Origin of the sequence: Marinomonas polaris DSM 16579 (assembly GCF_900129155.1) — a bacterium.
Taxonomy (GTDB): Bacteria; Pseudomonadota; Gammaproteobacteria; order Pseudomonadales; family Marinomonadaceae; genus Marinomonas; species Marinomonas polaris.
Genome location: NZ_FQVF01000002.1, coordinates 216,389 through 232,379, shown reverse-complemented (window position 1 = coordinate 232,379; position 15,991 = coordinate 216,389). Strand labels below are relative to the sequence as shown.

At 42.7% G+C, this 15,991-nt stretch carries 19 protein-coding genes; 6 read left to right on the top strand and 13 right to left on the bottom strand.

Translation table 11 applies throughout. The features are described from left to right. Positions 1-10 precede the first annotated feature (10 nt). The 4 genes from BUA59_RS01090 to BUA59_RS01075 form a co-directional block, all read right to left on the bottom strand. Positions 11-1,009 (bottom strand): branched-chain amino acid aminotransferase, encoded by a 999-nt coding sequence (locus tag BUA59_RS01090; RefSeq protein ID WP_072837877.1) that lies wholly within the window; start codon positions 1,007-1,009, stop codon positions 11-13. A 275-nt stretch (positions 1,010-1,284) separates the two neighbouring features. Continuing rightward, entirely contained in the window at positions 1,285-2,163 is an 879-nt protein-coding gene (locus BUA59_RS24250) for a diguanylate cyclase domain-containing protein (RefSeq protein WP_072837876.1), read from the bottom strand. A gap of 149 nt (positions 2,164-2,312) precedes the next feature. Further along, the gene (locus BUA59_RS01080; RefSeq protein WP_217653710.1) at positions 2,313-2,597 is read right to left on the bottom strand and encodes a DUF1294 domain-containing protein; all 285 of its coding nucleotides are present in this window, start codon (positions 2,595-2,597) and stop codon (positions 2,313-2,315) included. 36 nt (positions 2,598-2,633) lie between these two features. Continuing rightward, positions 2,634-3,080: a DUF1499 domain-containing protein gene (locus BUA59_RS01075; protein ID WP_072837874.1), complete on the bottom strand. Its 447-nt coding sequence runs from the start codon at positions 3,078-3,080 to the stop codon at positions 2,634-2,636. A gap of 165 nt (positions 3,081-3,245) precedes the next feature. Here BUA59_RS01075 and BUA59_RS01070 point away from each other — a divergent pair, with 165 nt between their 5' ends. From BUA59_RS01070 to BUA59_RS01060, 3 genes are all read left to right on the top strand, one after another. Further along, positions 3,246-3,980 carry a tellurite resistance TerB family protein gene (locus BUA59_RS01070; RefSeq protein ID WP_072837873.1) on the top strand — a complete coding sequence of 245 codons (735 nt, stop codon included), beginning with the start codon at positions 3,246-3,248 and terminating at the stop codon, positions 3,978-3,980. Between the two features lie 184 nt (positions 3,981-4,164). Then, entirely contained in the window at positions 4,165-4,410 is a 246-nt protein-coding gene (locus BUA59_RS01065) for a type II toxin-antitoxin system CcdA family antitoxin (RefSeq protein WP_072837872.1), read from the top strand. Next, on the top strand, positions 4,410-4,727 hold the full coding sequence (locus tag BUA59_RS01060; RefSeq protein WP_072837871.1) for a CcdB family protein: 318 nt from the start codon (positions 4,410-4,412) through the stop codon (positions 4,725-4,727). The genes BUA59_RS01065 and BUA59_RS01060 overlap by 1 nt, the downstream gene beginning before the upstream one ends. An 11-nt stretch (positions 4,728-4,738) precedes the next feature. On the opposite strand, the gene BUA59_RS01055 is transcribed toward BUA59_RS01060, so the two are convergent. From BUA59_RS01055 to BUA59_RS23775, 7 genes are all read right to left on the bottom strand, one after another. After that, positions 4,739-5,266, bottom strand: a complete 528-nt coding sequence (locus BUA59_RS01055) for an NUDIX hydrolase (RefSeq protein WP_072838069.1) — start codon at positions 5,264-5,266, stop codon at positions 4,739-4,741. A 311-nt stretch (positions 5,267-5,577) separates the two neighbouring features. Then, positions 5,578-6,081, bottom strand: a complete 504-nt coding sequence (locus tag BUA59_RS01050; RefSeq protein ID WP_072837870.1) for a hypothetical protein — start codon at positions 6,079-6,081, stop codon at positions 5,578-5,580. Between the two features lie 91 nt (positions 6,082-6,172). Then, the gene (locus BUA59_RS01045) at positions 6,173-6,697 is read right to left on the bottom strand and encodes a hypothetical protein (protein ID WP_084122061.1); all 525 of its coding nucleotides are present in this window, start codon (positions 6,695-6,697) and stop codon (positions 6,173-6,175) included. Between the two features lie 82 nt (positions 6,698-6,779). Beyond that, the gene (locus tag BUA59_RS01040) at positions 6,780-8,741 is read right to left on the bottom strand and encodes an ATP-binding protein (RefSeq protein WP_072837869.1); all 1,962 of its coding nucleotides are present in this window, start codon (positions 8,739-8,741) and stop codon (positions 6,780-6,782) included. Positions 8,742-9,102: 361 nt separating this feature from the next. Then, positions 9,103-9,531, bottom strand: a complete 429-nt coding sequence (gene tenpIN / locus BUA59_RS01035) for a type III toxin-antitoxin system TenpIN family toxin (protein WP_072837868.1) — start codon at positions 9,529-9,531, stop codon at positions 9,103-9,105. Between the two features lie 244 nt (positions 9,532-9,775). Beyond that, positions 9,776-10,000 carry a hypothetical protein gene (locus BUA59_RS23530; protein WP_139248819.1) on the bottom strand — a complete coding sequence of 75 codons (225 nt, stop codon included), beginning with the start codon at positions 9,998-10,000 and terminating at the stop codon, positions 9,776-9,778. A 574-nt stretch (positions 10,001-10,574) separates the two neighbouring features. After that, positions 10,575-10,748: a hypothetical protein gene (locus BUA59_RS23775; RefSeq protein WP_175550730.1), complete on the bottom strand. Its 174-nt coding sequence runs from the start codon at positions 10,746-10,748 to the stop codon at positions 10,575-10,577. A 3-nt stretch (positions 10,749-10,751) separates the two neighbouring features. Here BUA59_RS23775 and BUA59_RS01030 point away from each other — a divergent pair, with 3 nt between their 5' ends. Then, the gene (locus BUA59_RS01030) at positions 10,752-10,967 is read left to right on the top strand and encodes a hypothetical protein (RefSeq protein ID WP_139248818.1); all 216 of its coding nucleotides are present in this window, start codon (positions 10,752-10,754) and stop codon (positions 10,965-10,967) included. Positions 10,968-11,014: 47 nt separating this feature from the next. On the opposite strand, the gene dcd is transcribed toward BUA59_RS01030, so the two are convergent. Next, a complete protein-coding gene (gene dcd / locus BUA59_RS01025) occupies positions 11,015-11,602 on the bottom strand; it encodes a dCTP deaminase (protein WP_072837866.1) in 588 nt (195 codons plus the stop codon). A 47-nt stretch (positions 11,603-11,649) separates the two neighbouring features. After that, a complete protein-coding gene (gene apbC / locus BUA59_RS01020) occupies positions 11,650-12,732 on the bottom strand; it encodes an iron-sulfur cluster carrier protein ApbC (RefSeq protein ID WP_072837865.1) in 1,083 nt (360 codons plus the stop codon). A gap of 319 nt (positions 12,733-13,051) precedes the next feature. Here apbC and metG point away from each other — a divergent pair, with 319 nt between their 5' ends. After that, entirely contained in the window at positions 13,052-15,103 is a 2,052-nt protein-coding gene (gene metG / locus BUA59_RS01015; RefSeq protein WP_072837864.1) for a methionine--tRNA ligase, read from the top strand. A 296-nt stretch (positions 15,104-15,399) separates the two neighbouring features. Then, positions 15,400-15,981: an electron transport complex subunit RsxA gene (gene rsxA, locus BUA59_RS01010; RefSeq protein ID WP_012069258.1), complete on the top strand. Its 582-nt coding sequence runs from the start codon at positions 15,400-15,402 to the stop codon at positions 15,979-15,981. Positions 15,982-15,991: the final 10 nt, after the last annotated feature.

Genomic DNA, 15,991 nt, shown 5'->3' with positions numbered 1-15,991 from the left:
CAGCTTTAACTTAGCAAACTTTGGTTAGCCAATTGTGCTTGTCTTCCGCTTTACCCCACTGAATATCATTCAATGCTTGGCGAAGTTTTAGCGCGATAGGACCTGGTTCACCAGTACCTACTTTGTACTCTTTATCATTATGGATAAAGGTACCAACAGACGTTAATACTGCCGCTGTACCAGACAAAACAGCTTCCACTTCAGGCTTAGCGGCACGTTCTAGCAATTCCGCAACCGTCAAATCACGTTCAGTTACCGTCATACCCAAATCTGCAGCAAGCGTTAGGATAGAAGAACGAGTCACGCCATGTAGGAAAGAAGAATCTAAGCCTTTAGTAATGATTTCATTACCATCGATCAACAAGAAGTTTGCCGCGCCAGTTTCTTGTACGTCGCCATTTGGGCAGAACAAAATTTGGTCTGCTTGCACTTCTGCTTTCGCTCTAGAAATAGGACCTAAAGCACTCGCGTAGTTACCACCGCTTTTGATCATGCCCATATGAGGCGCGCAACGCATACCTGTTTCATCCAACAAAAGACGAAGTGCTTTAGCGCCGCCAGTAAAATAATCACCTACAGGAGACAACAAAACATACAACATAGACGTAGCTGTTGGCGCAGCTGCTTTACCCACTGCCGCTTCCGTACCAATGTGAGTTGGGCGAATGTACATAGACCCTGGTGGCTCAGGCACATCAGTAGCAAACTCAGCAACAGCATCAACAATCATTTTAGAAACTTGCGCTTCATCAATTGTAGGCAAAGACAATAAACGGCTACTTTGAGCTAAACGCTTAATATTTTGGTCCATACGAAACACATGTACACTGCCATCAGCATGACGAAACGCCTTCAAACCTTCAAAACAAGTACTTGAGTAATGCAATACGTGGGCACCAGGATGCAACTGAATGCTGTCCGATGCGACAATACTTGCATCACTCCATTGATTATTTTCGAATGTCGCCAACGCCATCTTAGGCATAAACACGCTACCAAAAGCCGCCATTATTGTTTCCTATAAAGTTAAATGATTACAAACAACACCAGTGATTGACACTGATATTATGTGGACTCTAGACTTTGCTTCTCGCCCAATCCCCCGATAGTAAAACGGAAACAAGCACGAAGAAAGCAAATCGTAAACCACGGATCAAACAGAATGTGTATTTCCAGTATATTTGCTAATTTGAACCAGAAAATAGACTGACAGAAGAGTGATGAGACGTGACAAGGATATTACCTTCTCGATAAGAAGGGCTCAATAACCCAAACTAAAAATCCCTAAGAAGCCGCCAAAATAACCTTATCGCCACCATTATTTTTTGCTTGGTACATAGCATGATCAGCGGACTGCACCAAATCCAACGGCTCTTTACCGTTTTCAGGGTAACTGGCAATACCAATGCTGGCAGAAACAGACAATGTAGAGCCGTCAACAACAAAAACTTCAGATAAAGCAGCCCGGATTTTTTCAGCAACCAAGGCGGCACCTTCCGTATTATTCACTTTATTTAAAATAATTAAAAACTCATCGCCGCCCAGACGTCCAACAGTGTCTGACTTACGAACACAAGCACCTAGCCTTTTAGCTATTTGTTGTAACAACAAATCGCCCACTGCATGGCCATAGCCATCATTAATATCTTTAAAACCATCAATATCAATAAACAAAACCGATAAACCGACTTGCTCACGCTCCGCCAATGTTAGCGACGCCTGCAAACGATCTAACAGCAAAGTACGATTCGGTAAATCCGTCAAATCATCATGACCCGCAGCGTAAAGCAGCTGGGCCTCTATTTCCTTGCGCTCGGTAATGTCATGAGCAACCGCGATTCGTACCTGGTGCTCTTCCGACCACCTAGCCGACCACAGCACATTTACCACCTTGCCATCTTTGCGTACCCAACGATTCTCAAAACGCGGCAAAACCTTCCCACAGATAACAGACTCAGCGATACCTAGGGTTTTCTCCCTATCATCTGGATACACCATATCGACCATAGGCTTGCCAATCACTTCATGGGGCGCGTAGCCAAACATATTTTCAAAAGCCGCACTAACAAAAACGAAACTTCCATTGCGATCAACAACACAAACAGAATCGAGCATCAGCTCCATTACATCGGCAAGGCTAATGGCTAGCTCATTGTTTTTCATAAAACATTACACCTAAAGATAAAAAATCAGTGTCATTCATGGATTGTAGAAGACAACTAATCAAAGCGCTCTCATATAAGCACTAATTATCTACGGAGTTTGAATAAAAAATCTATGGTTATTACATAACGTAACGAGATTAACCAATATTAAGAGAATTGAAAAAAATAAACTGCGTAGCCCATCGTCGCGACATTCACCACAACCGTCAGCCAAAACACCAGCAAAAAACGCCATTTCTTTGTCTTATGACGAAACACCTTCTGCCCCAACAGAGCACCAAACCAACCGCCAAACAACGACAGAAAATGCAAAGTAGATTCCCGAATTCTCTGCTTTCCACGCTTAGCCGCAGACTTATCCACACCATAGAAACAGAAGGTAATTAGGCTTAGAGAGCCATAGAAGGCAAGTAATAGAAATGGATCAGACACGTTATTTCTTGCCCATCTTATCAATCGTCATATTCACTATTCCTGTAACTTACTGCGAATGGCTTCCATACGTTTTCGATTCACGCCAAAGTCTGAATGCCCGACTCGAGATGCGGAGCGAATATCGATGACCACTTCTCCACTGCGCTCTTCAGAAAACAAAAACTCCACATCGTCTACAAAACGAAAAATCGCCGAGGTAAATTCTGCATGAATGTAATCCGCTTCATTCACCACAACCTTCACTCGCTTCAACGATTCCAGTACCGCAACCACTTTGCCATGCGCATCAACGCTGCTACCTTTCAACACAATAGGCTCAATATAATGCGTATTCTTGGCTTGGGCTTGGCTACTTACACAATTTGGCGAGTCAGGACAGACAGCTAATTTTCCATTTGAAACACCTAAATTCGGCATAATACCTGAGCACCCCTGTAATAAAATAAACACTAATAAGTATAAAAATTTTCTAACCGACATACCCTACCTCATTGAGCAAAACATAAGTATTGCCCTCCAACAACAATAACACCACAAAAACGAGGATGAACTCACCAGCACTTTACGTGTCCTACTATCAGGCTTAACTTAACAACCAGTGTCCTTAATCACGACAAAAAACATCAAGACCAGAGGCTCTCGACCATGAATGTTAACTCACTTTTAAACAGTATTATGGGCACCGCGAGTGCTGGAATCGACAAGGCAACCACTGCCGCCAAATCAGGCTCTATGCCCGGTGGATTATTAGGTGGCGCTGCGGCTGGCGGATTAGCCGCCATGTTATTAACTAACAAAAAAGCCCGAAAAATGGGCGGCGCGGCAATTAAATACGGCGGCATGGCTGCAGTCGGCGGAATCGCTTACAAAGCTTGGTGCGCTCACAAAGAAAACCAAAACACAGCACAAACCGCCCCAGCAACATCCAATCAGAGCTTTCACTCAGATTCCTCTAACGCCCTACCTGCTGTCCCAACAGGGAGCATTTTCGATCTAGCGGAGGAAAAACCAACCCTACAGGGCGAAGATATGCGCCTAATTTTGATACGAGCCATGATCAGCGCCGCCAAAGCAGATGGACATATCGACGCGACCGAACGCACTCGAATCGAACAACAAATCAAAGACCTTAGTATTGGTAAAGCAGAACAACAGTTCTTAGTAGAACAACTGCGAGCGGCCAGCGACCCGATCACCATCGCACGCCTATCTGAAAACGAAGAACAGGCCACAGAAATTTATCTCGTATCCTTACTCGCGGTTGATATCGATACCGAAGAAGAGCGCCGCTACCTAGACCGCCTTGGAGATGCATTGCACTTGCCAACCGATCTACGTCAAAACATCGAATACGAAGTGAACTACATACAAACGCCTTAGCACAGCACAAAGTGATCACTTCGAAACGCAACACCTTCTAAAAAGGCGCTCTAGGAAAAATCCAGAGCGCCTTTTTGTTTTACACTGACTCTCTACCCCTAATCATTTCTCCTATTGCCTTGCCAGCATATATTAAACATCCTACTATGCGCATAGACATACGCATAAATATACGGTGAGAAGCATGCAAACACTCTTTGATTCAAAGGCACCCAAAAAAGCGGCCAACCTAAGCATCAACAGCGATTTGTTGGCCAAATCTCGGGCGCTAAAAATCAACCTATCTGCCATGTTAGAAAACGCACTAAAAGAAGAACTCGCCAAGAAGCAGGCAGAGCAATGGAAAGCAGACAACCGAGCAGCGATTCAGTCATACAATGAATTTGTAGAAGAAAACGGTTGTTTTGGTGACGAATACAGGACGTTCTAATGACACAGTTTGATGTCTACACAAACCCAAGCAAAGCGACAAAACAAGCCTACCCCTTTCTTCTCGACATCCAAAACCCCATCCTCTCAGATCTCACCACCAGAATCGTCATTCCTTTGGGAAAGCTGGAATACTTTAAAAATGGAAATATGCAGATACTCACCCCAATCATCGAATACAACAACGAACAACTCATCCTACTGACACCACAAATCGCCTCCGTTCCTAGCAGGATCTTAAAAGAACCAATAGGCTCACTCGCCCACCTCAGAGATGACATACTTGGCGCATTAGACTTTGCAGTGACAGGCTTTTAAGGATAAAAACATCAGCTTGAGACAGCCAACAACTCATCCCTGATCATTAACAACAAAAAGGTTTCCCGCTCAATCGACATGCCCTTTTTATCGCTATTATCAATAGTATCTAGATTATGCTTAATAGCATCGTGGACATTAATCCACACCGGCTTCATACCGTTTTTGACTTCGTAATCTTCCAGACTCGTCTCGCCTAACTGCTCATCAATTTCACAGGTAAAACAGTAAGACTTCATCTGCATGATCTCGAAACCATCCCTATTCCAAGGTCGAAACTCCTCATACAAACCGAACGCCTCGACATTACGAATATTCCGCGCCCCCGTCTCTTCTGTTAACTCACGGATCAAACCTTCCACCTGATTCTCACCTTCATCAATGCCACCACCCGGCAAGGTGTAATCATCGTAACGCTGGGTATACAACATCAAAATATCCTCGCCTTTTAAAATAATCCCACGGGCAGCAAGACGTAAAAAAGAGGATTGATCGAGAGACTCGAGGCTTGGATGGATAGACGACTTTAACAAACGCATAGATTTGGGACACTTCGTGTGGTTGATGTTAGTTTTTTCTTTGGGTTCCATTCAAACGCTTTGGATTCCCGACCTTTATTCCGCCCTGCTGGGCGTGTAACTTTTGCCAATCGATGCAAAAGTAACCAAAAAATCTTTTATCGGGCTATCGCCCAAACGTCTCATTCACTTTGTTTAACATCACGTCTAGCAACACGACTTTTATCGTAAGGCATAGATTAGTCTTACTGCTAGAGAGAGTCTTTACGTTAATGCCCCTGAAACTCCATAGAGTCGCGCAACTTCGTCGCGTCGAAGGGAGTTTAACGTCTTTAGCAGAAGTTCGCGTTTTTTTGTGCATCCTGCGGGCTAAACTTGTTAAATGCCAACTGTACTGCTGACATATTTGATTCATCGTACTCCCACAGTTCAACACCTTCAGGAATCAAATGGCTATAAGTACGAATATAGTATTCCGCTAACGTTTCCTTGCGCTTTTTACTGTAGTCGCGAAGTACGAACATTATTTTCCGGTAACCTGAAGGAGTGACTAAGAAGTAATACATAGCTTCGTTCCAAACAGTTAACTTAGCGCTTGGAACATTGTCATTTGGTGCCGTCCACTTGTGCGATTTGCACTCAACTAACACCTTTTCATTTAGACAACCTAAATCAAAGGCGTGATCTTTCTTAATTTCACCAATACCAACAGGAATCTTTATATTAAGACTAAGAGAAAGCCCTTCATTGGCAAAGAAACTTTGCGCAGCCAACTCAAAGTCTCTTCCCACATGAGCATTGGATTTTGATCCTATCCTTTGGTGCGGTTTATCCATGATTCTCCTTGGTATTTAAAGCTCAAAGCAGCGGCCGAGCATAGCAAGATCTAGCCACGCAGTGGCGATGCTACCTTTGCTTGTTATCTCTTTAATATGAACGTGTATAGTCACCACCATATCCAAACTGTGTAGCAAGTTGGTCTAATACTGATTTCGCTTGGCGCAGGAGGGATAGATTTCTCTGCTTATCGTCAACCTCGAAATCCCCATGCTTGCCACCATGGAACAAATTATTTCTGATAGTGCATAGCATCGTAATAACTATACATAAATCATTATTACAGTGATCCAAACCAACAGGGACCCACTCTAAACTTCTTCCGTCCAAAACAACTTGTCTTTTCGGATGTAGGTCGATTAAGGCTTTAGCCTCACTCGATGCATGATATTGGTCTTTGAATTTATCCCTAAACTTATACCAGCTAGGCTCCGCCTTTGCTCCTTGCTCTTCGGATTTCAGAAAACCGTTTTCCTTTAGAACATATTCGAACCGAGAGAACCAATAAAAAAATTCAAAGGAAGCACTTTTTAACTCTTCAGATAATTCATCGTATCGCACAATCACCCCCAATAAAATAACGCTTGCGTCACAGGCCAAGCTAAATGGCGCCATTTTTATCCAAGCAAAAAAAGGTGATATTGCCGAAGATAATATTCACGCGCTTGTTAGATTCCCCCTAGTATTCAATACAAATCTAGATGGTTTTACCGATAGAAATCGCTTGTTCAATTAAACTATCTTTTCCACTTACAACTTTAGTTTTGTTACTTTCCAAATGCTTTAAAAGATGTTTGTGACGAATATTATGTTCAGAGAATACCTGACTCCATGGCTTAATAGATATTTTAAACCTATCGGTCTTCATTACTAATCCAGGCTCTCCATGACTTTTAGAATTCTCTAATTGAGCATCTATCATTGTTCTAGCTAAAGGATCATTCGTTATTTTTCGACCTGCAAGTACGAAATCCCACTTATGAAGTCCATCGTTGAAAATATGATTGGAAGAGATAACTTTAAAATATTTCTGTATTTGGTCTAAATGTTTATCCTTTAACGTATCTGACGGCCTCTTTAGCTCTACTACAAGACATCTATAGAACTCATTACCTTTTTCATCAACATCGAAATTTCTTCGTATAGCAAAAATGTCCATTTCTTTATTTTTGTCAGGGTGTTTTATGGAACCTTTCTGATAATATTCTTCGTTTCCATGAATAGACAAGAGCTCCCTTAGAGCCTGTTCAAAATCAGGCTCTTCTGCTGTTAGCAAATGATATTGTTCGCCGAATAACCAAAGATTGCTTTCTACTACACTCTGAATCTCACCGACCTCTTTAGTTGCTTTTGTGTACTCCTCATTAAGGTCATTCACAATATCAATTACTTTTTTTCTTGCTCTAACTTCAGATATCGCATTTGTAATATTCCCTAAACTTGTATCTTTCAAGATATCAGCGAGTTTGCTCTGTTCCTCATTATTTAATGAGACAACACCATTTAGCACATCAAACAAGTCATCACTTGGACTAACAGTAACTTTATCCAAAAGTTTAACAATTATTCTTTTTTGTGTTTTGTTTAGATGGGAGCCGAATATACTCGGCTCTGCGCTATACAAGACTCGAATGGTATTCTTTAGAGATTCATACTTCCATTTTCTCATTGGTATTGAATCTTTGGAATGATCAGGAAAAATCCCTTCTTTCTCATATAAATCTATTAGTTTATCCGCCGCAATTTCGCGAAACTCATCATGTAGGTCTTTTAATAGGCATAGAACCCTGTGTTTTACCTCGTCGTAAATTTTATTGTGCTCTGCCGATTTATCATTAATTAAATCTGTTTCTAAAAAATCAAAACCGCCAAAGAACTCTGACTTTATGTAAGCGCTAGGATAAAATCCATTTTTTTTATTAAGTCCAGAATTGATTTTATTTTTTATTTTATCTTCAGAATTAACAAAATAGACGTAAGAATTCTCTTTTGGCTTCTCATTCCAACTTATCAATAGCACATCGAAAGATATACTATTAACATTAAATTTTATGGATTTCTTTTGGTGCCCTAATAAGTTTATCGGCTCTCCATTGATGAAAATACTCTTTCTACTGCTTGAAGCGAGAAGCCAAGAAAACTCCTGAATTAAAATAGGAATAACTTGTGTATTCAAAAATTTACCGCTGATATTGCTTTCAGATACTCCTAATAACTCCGCTCTTGTCCCGGTTCTGACTGGAGAAAAACATTCACGTTTATGATCAACATCATAATTATTCAGACTATCTGATTCTATTTTAATTGAGCATGAATTTGATGATGTGACACTATCCCAAATAACGGCCTTTGCTAATTTGTGAAATGAAAACCGCCCGAGTCCTTTTTGCCCCTTAATTGTTGGCGAAAGCAATGCCCTTTTGGGAGAATCTTTAAATTTCCCAAAAGTTAACTCGTGTGTGTTTGGGTCAATACCGTCACCATCATCTGTTATAGTTATGGACTGCACAGTATCTAAGCCGTCAGTGATATATCTTAGGTGAACCTCATTTGCATTAGCATCAAAAGCGTTCCAAATATATTCTGAAATAACTTTACTTTGATTAAACTTGTGAAACTCATTACGAACAGAGGCAGAACTTGTTTGTATGCTTTCCATTTGATCATCCTAATTTAATGTAGCAATGCCTTTCTAAAAGCTAACAGTTTAATAATGGGTATGCGCGTTTAGAAATTTTGTAAAGCACATAAGCACCATAATAAAGTTCTGAATAATAAGAACTTTATTAAGCTAGTAACAAAAGCCAAAGCCTTAAAAACGAGCGTGCGCATTATTTCATTTATCCACAGCGCGTTATTTTTTGCTGTGAATCCTTATTTATTGATACTAAAAGACTTTCTTACTGCATACCAGTACAAAACGCTCTAGAACTTTTTATCGCCCTGAAGGACGATCTACATGCGAAAGTTACGCTTTCATCTGCGTTTTTTGATTAGATAGCCGCTGCGTTCATAACACCCTACAACCCAAGCTCTTCATGGTAATTTATCAATGTGGTGTAACCAAAGCGCTGTAGATTCGGGAGCGTTCCCAATTTGGCCTGTGAGACATAGTCGTTTACGTATTTTTCAAATTGCCGTTGAATTTTGTCTTTGTTATTTTTTACTTTTTGGTATTCCGCTTCGCTACGAAGTTTGAATGCTTTGGGTTGTAGGTCGTCTTCTGCGATGATGATGGCTTTGGAGTAGTCAACGCCATTCCATACACCATTGTGGAATACGGTTTTAAACCCATGTTTATGAGCCATATTGCTTCTGAATGGAATCGCAAAGGTTATATTTTGAATCTTGACTGGAATCACACCATAACCACGATCTTTTTTACTCATGGTTTCTTTTAGTGTAATTATTCGATTGTAAGCAGCTTCTGTTAACAGCCTTATTTTCATAACTATCCTTGTTATAAAAAACAAAAAGCCCTTATAAAATAAGGGCTTTTTGAGTAGAACTTCCATTGAGGTTGATGCTATTTATTGCGGGGATGCCTCTACCGCCGCGGCTTCAAATGAGGTTGGTGTTTTTCATGTGGGGATGCCTCTACCGCCACGTCATCTACCCACTTAGTATCGCTATCTATAATGTTGATGTCAACAAACTGTACATTTATCAACCTAAAAAAAACACCAAATCAAGCTAAATAAACACTCTATCATTAACCGTCAAAGATTGATTCCCGCCTTCGCGGGCACTTGTCCCCTTGTGGGGAATGACTTGCATCGGGTACGATGAAAGCTTCGCTTTCAGCGGCACATTACGCTGCGCTAATGATGCCCTACGTTTTGGTTTTACACGAATAACTACGAAGAAGTCAGTTCGACGCAATCCCGATTGCGCGACTTTATGGAGTATCAGAGTCATTGTCTGACGACCCATCTCTCACTAAATAAACAATCTATGCCTTACTACCCCAGAGCGTAGGTAAAAATCATGTTCCTATGAAGAAAATCAGGCATTAAAGATCTTAAAGCGAATTTTTGGTTACTTTTGTGGATCTGGACAAAAGTTACCCGCTCAGCAGAGCGGAAAAAAGGTTGGGAATACAAAGCGTTTGAATGGAATCTAAATTCCGCGTCGCCCTGAAGGACGACCTACCTTAGAAAATGAAAGCTTCGCTTTCAGCGGCACATTACGCTGCGCTTATGATGCCCTACGAAAAAATAGCATCACCGATAAAGTAAGTTCGACGCGACGAAGTTGCGCGACTTTATGGAGTTTCAGGGTCAGTTAAAAATATCTTTCCTAACATCATCAAAAACAATCTATGCCTTACGATAAAAGTCGTCTTGCTAAACCAGTATTAAACAACATGAATGAGACGTTTGGGCGAAAGCCCGATAAAGAGACCTTTTGGTTACTTTTGTGGATCTGGACAAAAGTTACCCGCTCAGCAGAGCGGAAAAAAGGTTGGGAATACAAAGCGTTTGAATGGAATCTAAATTCCGCGTCGCCCTGAAGGACGACCTACCTTAGAAAATGAAAGCTTCGCTTTCAGCGGCACATTACGCTGCGCTAATGATGCCCTACGTTTTGGTTTTACTCGAATAGCTACGAAGAGGTCAGGTCGACGCAATCCCGATTGCGCGACTTTATGGAGTTTCAGGGTCATTATTTGACGATCTATCTCTCACTAAATAAACAATCTATGCCTTACGATAAAAATCGTCTTGCTAAACCAACATTAAACAAAGTGAATGAGACGTTTGGGCGAAAGCCCGATAAAGAGACCTTTTGGTTACTTTTGTGGATCTGGACAAAAGTTACCCGCTCAGCAGAGCGGAATAAAGGTTGGGAATACAAAGCGTTTGAATGGAACCTACAGAACTAAAACAAAAAAGAGGCCGAGACCTCTTTCTAGTCGATCTTAAAAAAAATCTAGGATTTGTCACCTGAAATCCGGCTACCTACCGCTGAGGTCTGGTCTTTATACTTAGCATTATCACGCTTGTTATAAGGACGATCCGCAGACCCCGACATGGTTTCAAAGTTGATGGCGCCGATTGTCATGCCTGGGCTTAGGGCGATTGGCAGTTTGCCGCCGTTGAGGAATTCTAATACGATGCCGCCGCTCCAACCTGGGTCGATGCGGTGTGCTGTTACGTGAACCATTAAGCCAAGGCGCGCTAAGGAAGAACGCCCATCGAGCCAGCCGACTAAGTTGTCAGGCAAGGTAACGGATTCTTTGGTCACGCCAAGTACTAATTCGCCTGGATGAATGAAGAAAGGTTTGCCGTCTTCGACGATAATTTCTTCGCTCATGACGGATTCGATGACTTTGCTTAAGTCGGCTTTAGAGCTACTTAGGTCGAGGTAAGGTGCTGGGTGACCTTGAAAGACCCGAAACGAATTGCCCAATCGTAAATCAACAGACACGCCGCTGATGACGCTGTTGTCGGGGCGAGGTTCGATGACAATGGAACCTTCGTCTAGGGCTTTGATGATATCTCGGTCACACAAACGCATTACTTTTCCTCAATTTTCTATTTAATCGCTCTGATTCCGGTGTTTTTTTAATCGTCGCTCATGCTTATGGTCGGCATGGCAAATTGCGCACCTTGTTCAGAGCCTTGTTGGGATGCAAGGGTAGCACCAAGCTTGCGTGCAATCGACTGATAAATGCCTGCAGTATCACTTTCTGGTGCATTTACTACGATTGGTCGGCCAGCATCGCTCTGTTCGCGGATCGCTAGGCTTAATGGCAGTTTACCCAATACATTGACGTTATATTCTTTCGCTAGGCTCGCACCGCCTTCATCACCAAAGATGGCTTCGTGGTGACCACAGTTGGAGCATATGTGCGTCGACATGTTTTCAACCACGCCCAATACGGGGATTTTTACCTTGTTGAACATTTCGATTCCGCGACGAGCATCTAGCAAAGCGATGTCTTGCGGCGTTGTCACGATGACGGAACCTGCCACTGGCACTTTTTGCGCTAGGGTAAGTTGAATGTCGCCTGTGCCCGGTGGCATATCGATGAATAAGTAATCGAGATCGTTCCAATCGGTTTGCGTCAAAATCTGCATCAAGGCGCCAGTCACCATTGGACCACGCCATGCAACAGGCGTGTCTTTAGTCGTCAGAAACGCCATAGACATGACTTGTACGCCAAACGCAGTTGGCGGCACAAAGAATTTGTCTTCACGCACTTGAGGACGAGTGCCCTCGGCGAAGCCGAGCAACATGCCTTGGCTTGGGCCGTAGATATCCGCATCCAGAATACCAACGCGAGCGCCCTCTTTTGCCATGGCAAGGGCAAGGTTAACCGTGGTAGTGGATTTACCCACGCCGCCTTTGCCAGACGCCACGGCGATAATGTTCTTCACGCCTTTTAGCCCTGCGATGTTGCCTTGAGTCGCGTGGCTTTTGACTTGAAAGTCGATGTCTAGCACCAAGCTACGTGAATCCGCCATTAACTCTTTTATCTTAGCTTCTAATACGGCTTGTTCTGATTGCGCAGGATAACCTAGCGTCAAGGTGACATGAACGCGGTTATCATCTGCGACGACGTTCCAAACAGCACCGTAAGCTTGACCAGAATTGTCATCGATTAGGGTTTCTAAAGTCGCCTGTAATTGGGCATCAGTTAACATGGGGATTCCTTGTAAGGCGGTAATATAAAGACACCATTGCTCGACTACTATGCTTCGCTCGTGACATCGCGCAACGATTTCTTAAAGAGTGTTTAGTTTATAACGTTGTGCCAAGTTTGGGGGCAAATTGCAGAAAAGCAAGCCTAGAAAACGGAAAAGCAGGTCTATGAGAGGAGACAAGCTCTTGCACACGGCAGATTGGGACTTATAATGACGCCTTTTTAGATTATCTATCCTTTAGACACTTTATTTATTCGTCATCTGCACCTAATTATTGATAGAATACCCGACCTTTTTTAATCCAGCAGGCTTATCAAAAATGGCACAAACGCAACGCAAAATTTTAGTCACCAGCGCCCTTCCTTATGCAAATGGTTCTATCCATTTGGGGCATATGCTGGAACACATCCAAACAGATATCTGGGTGCGTTTTCAAAAAATGCGCGGCCATCTTTGTACAGCGGTATGTGCGGATGACGCACACGGCACGGCGATTATGATCAAAGCCGCGCAAAATGGCATCACCTCAGAAGAGTTGATCGAGGGTGTTCGCCAAGAACACATGGCTGACTTTAATGACTTCTTAATCGGTTACGACAACTACTACTCTACGCATTCTGACGAAAACCGTGAATTCTCAAACAGTATTTACACAGCCCTTCGTGATAATGGCAAAATTGCTGTTCGCTCTATCGTGCAAGCCTATGACCCAGAGAAAGAAATGTTCCTTGCGGATCGTTTCATCAAAGGAACTTGTCCTAAGTGTAAAGCGGAAGATCAATACGGCGACAACTGTGAAGTATGTTCTGCGACTTACACGCCAATGGAAATGATCAATCCTCGCTCTGTTTACTCTGGTGCGACGCCGATTGAAAAAGACTCTGAACACTATTTCTTTAAATTGCCAGACTTCCAAGACTTCCTTACAAAATGGACGCGCAGCGGCACTTTGCAAGACCAAGTGGCTAACAAGCTATCTGAATGGTTGGATTCAGGCTTAAAAGAGTGGGACATTAGCCGTGATGCACCTTACTTCGGTTTTGAAATCCCAGACGCGCCGGGCAAATATTTCTACGTTTGGCTAGACGCACCGATTGGTTACATGGCGAGCTTTAAAAACCTTTGTGATCGTACGGAAGGATTAGAGTTTGATGATTACTGGGGTAAAGATTCTGACGCTGAGCTTTATCACTTCATCGGTAAAGACATCATCAACTTCCATGCTTTGTTCTGGCCTGCAATGTTGGACTGTGCTGGCTACCGCACACCAACAGCGGTTAATGCGCACGGTTATGTAACGGTTGACGGCGAAAAAATGTCGAAGTCACGTGGTACCTTTATCAAAGCCCGTACTTACCTGAAGCATTTGGACCCACAATACTTGCGTTACTACTACGCAGCAAAACTGAATTCTCGCGTTGATGATATCGACCTTAACCTAGGTGATTTCTTGCAGCGCGTAAACTCTGACGTAGTCGGCAAAGTGGTTAACATTGCTAGTCGTACAGCGAGCTTCATTAACAAAAAATTCGACGGTCAATTAGCCAGCGATGTGAGCGAAGCAGAGATGATCCAATCTTTCATCGATGCGGGCGAAGTGATTGCCGAGCACTTTGAAAGCCGTGAATACGGTAAAGCGATTCGTGAAGTGATGCGTCTTGCTGATGTGGCAAACGAGTACATTGCTGTGCAAGCACCTTGGGTGTTAGCAAAAAACGAAGCGACGTTACCGAAAGTGCAAGACGTTTGTACTGTTGCCTTAAACATGTTCGCTATTTTGGCGACATACTTGAAGCCAGTCATGCCAAACTTGGTCGCCGACGCTGAAGCTTTCCTAGGCAAAGAGCTAACCTGGGACAATCGCAGCGAATTATTGTTTGGTCGTACGGTGAATACCTTTAAACCGCTAATGGGTCGTATTGAGCAAACGCAAATCGATGCCATTATCGAAGAAGGCAAGCTAGAAGAAGCAGCGGAAGCGGCTGCTAAAGAAGCTGCACAACCGACTCAAGCAGAAACCGAACTAAGCAAAGAACCAATCGAAGCAGAAATCAATTTTGATGACTTCGCGAAAGTAGATTTGCGTATCGCCTTGATCATAAAAGCCGAGCACGTTGAAAAAGCCAATAAGCTATTAAAACTGACTTTGGATATCGGTGGCGAAACTCGCACTGTATTCTCTGGTATCAAATCTGCTTATAAACCAGAAGACTTAGAAGGCAAACACACTGTAATGGTTGCTAACCTTGCACCACGCAAAATGAAGTTTGGCATGTCAGAAGGTATGGTGTTGGCTGCAGGACCTGGTGGTGAAGAAATTTACCTACTAGAACCTCATGCTGGCGCGAAACCTGGCCAACGCGTGATGTAAGCGACTATTAAGCAAGCATCAGAGCTTCTCAGTAAAGTTCTAAAAAATGCGATACAAACCAATGCTCACCTCAGTTAATAAGAAACATTCTTAATAAGGTGGGCATTGGCATTAATAAAGAAACATAAACCAAACTTATATAAGCATAACTTATTATCTATATACTAAATCGGACTAGAAATACAAAAGCTTTAGTCTTGTTAGTTATAAGCAGATTGGTATAGTTACGCTCGCAGATGCTTTTCTCTAAAAGTATCTAAAATCACACAATATTCACCACATGTTTTGGATTTGAGATGACTGAATATCTCCTGATTCTGGTCAGTACCATTCTGGTTAATAACTTTGTATTGGTACAGTTTCTGGGCCTATGCCCTTTCATGGGCGTGTCTGGGAAACTAGAAACCTCTATTGGTATGGCAATGGCCACGACCTTTGTTTTGACATTGTCGAGCCTATGTAGCTATCTCACTTATACCTACATACTTCAGCCGTTTGGACTTGAATACCTGCAAACCATTTCATTTATCTTGGTGATTGCGGTGGTTGTACAATTCACCGAAATGGTTGTCCATAAAACCAGCCCTCTGCTTTATCGTGTATTAGGGATTTTCTTACCCTTGATCACGACAAACTGCGCGGTTTTGGGTGTGGCGCTGCAAAACATCAGCAAACAAAACGGCTTTGTTGAATCTATCCTTTATGGTTTTGGTGCTGCGGTTGGTTTCTCCTTCGTATTGATTCTGTTCTCTGCCATGCGTGAGCGAATTAACGTTGCAGATGTGCCGACTGTTTTTAAAGGCTCTGCAATCGGTATGATTACCGCAGGCCTTATGGCTCTAGCTTTCATGGGCTTCACCGCCCTCGTGCAGATTTAGGAGCCTGACG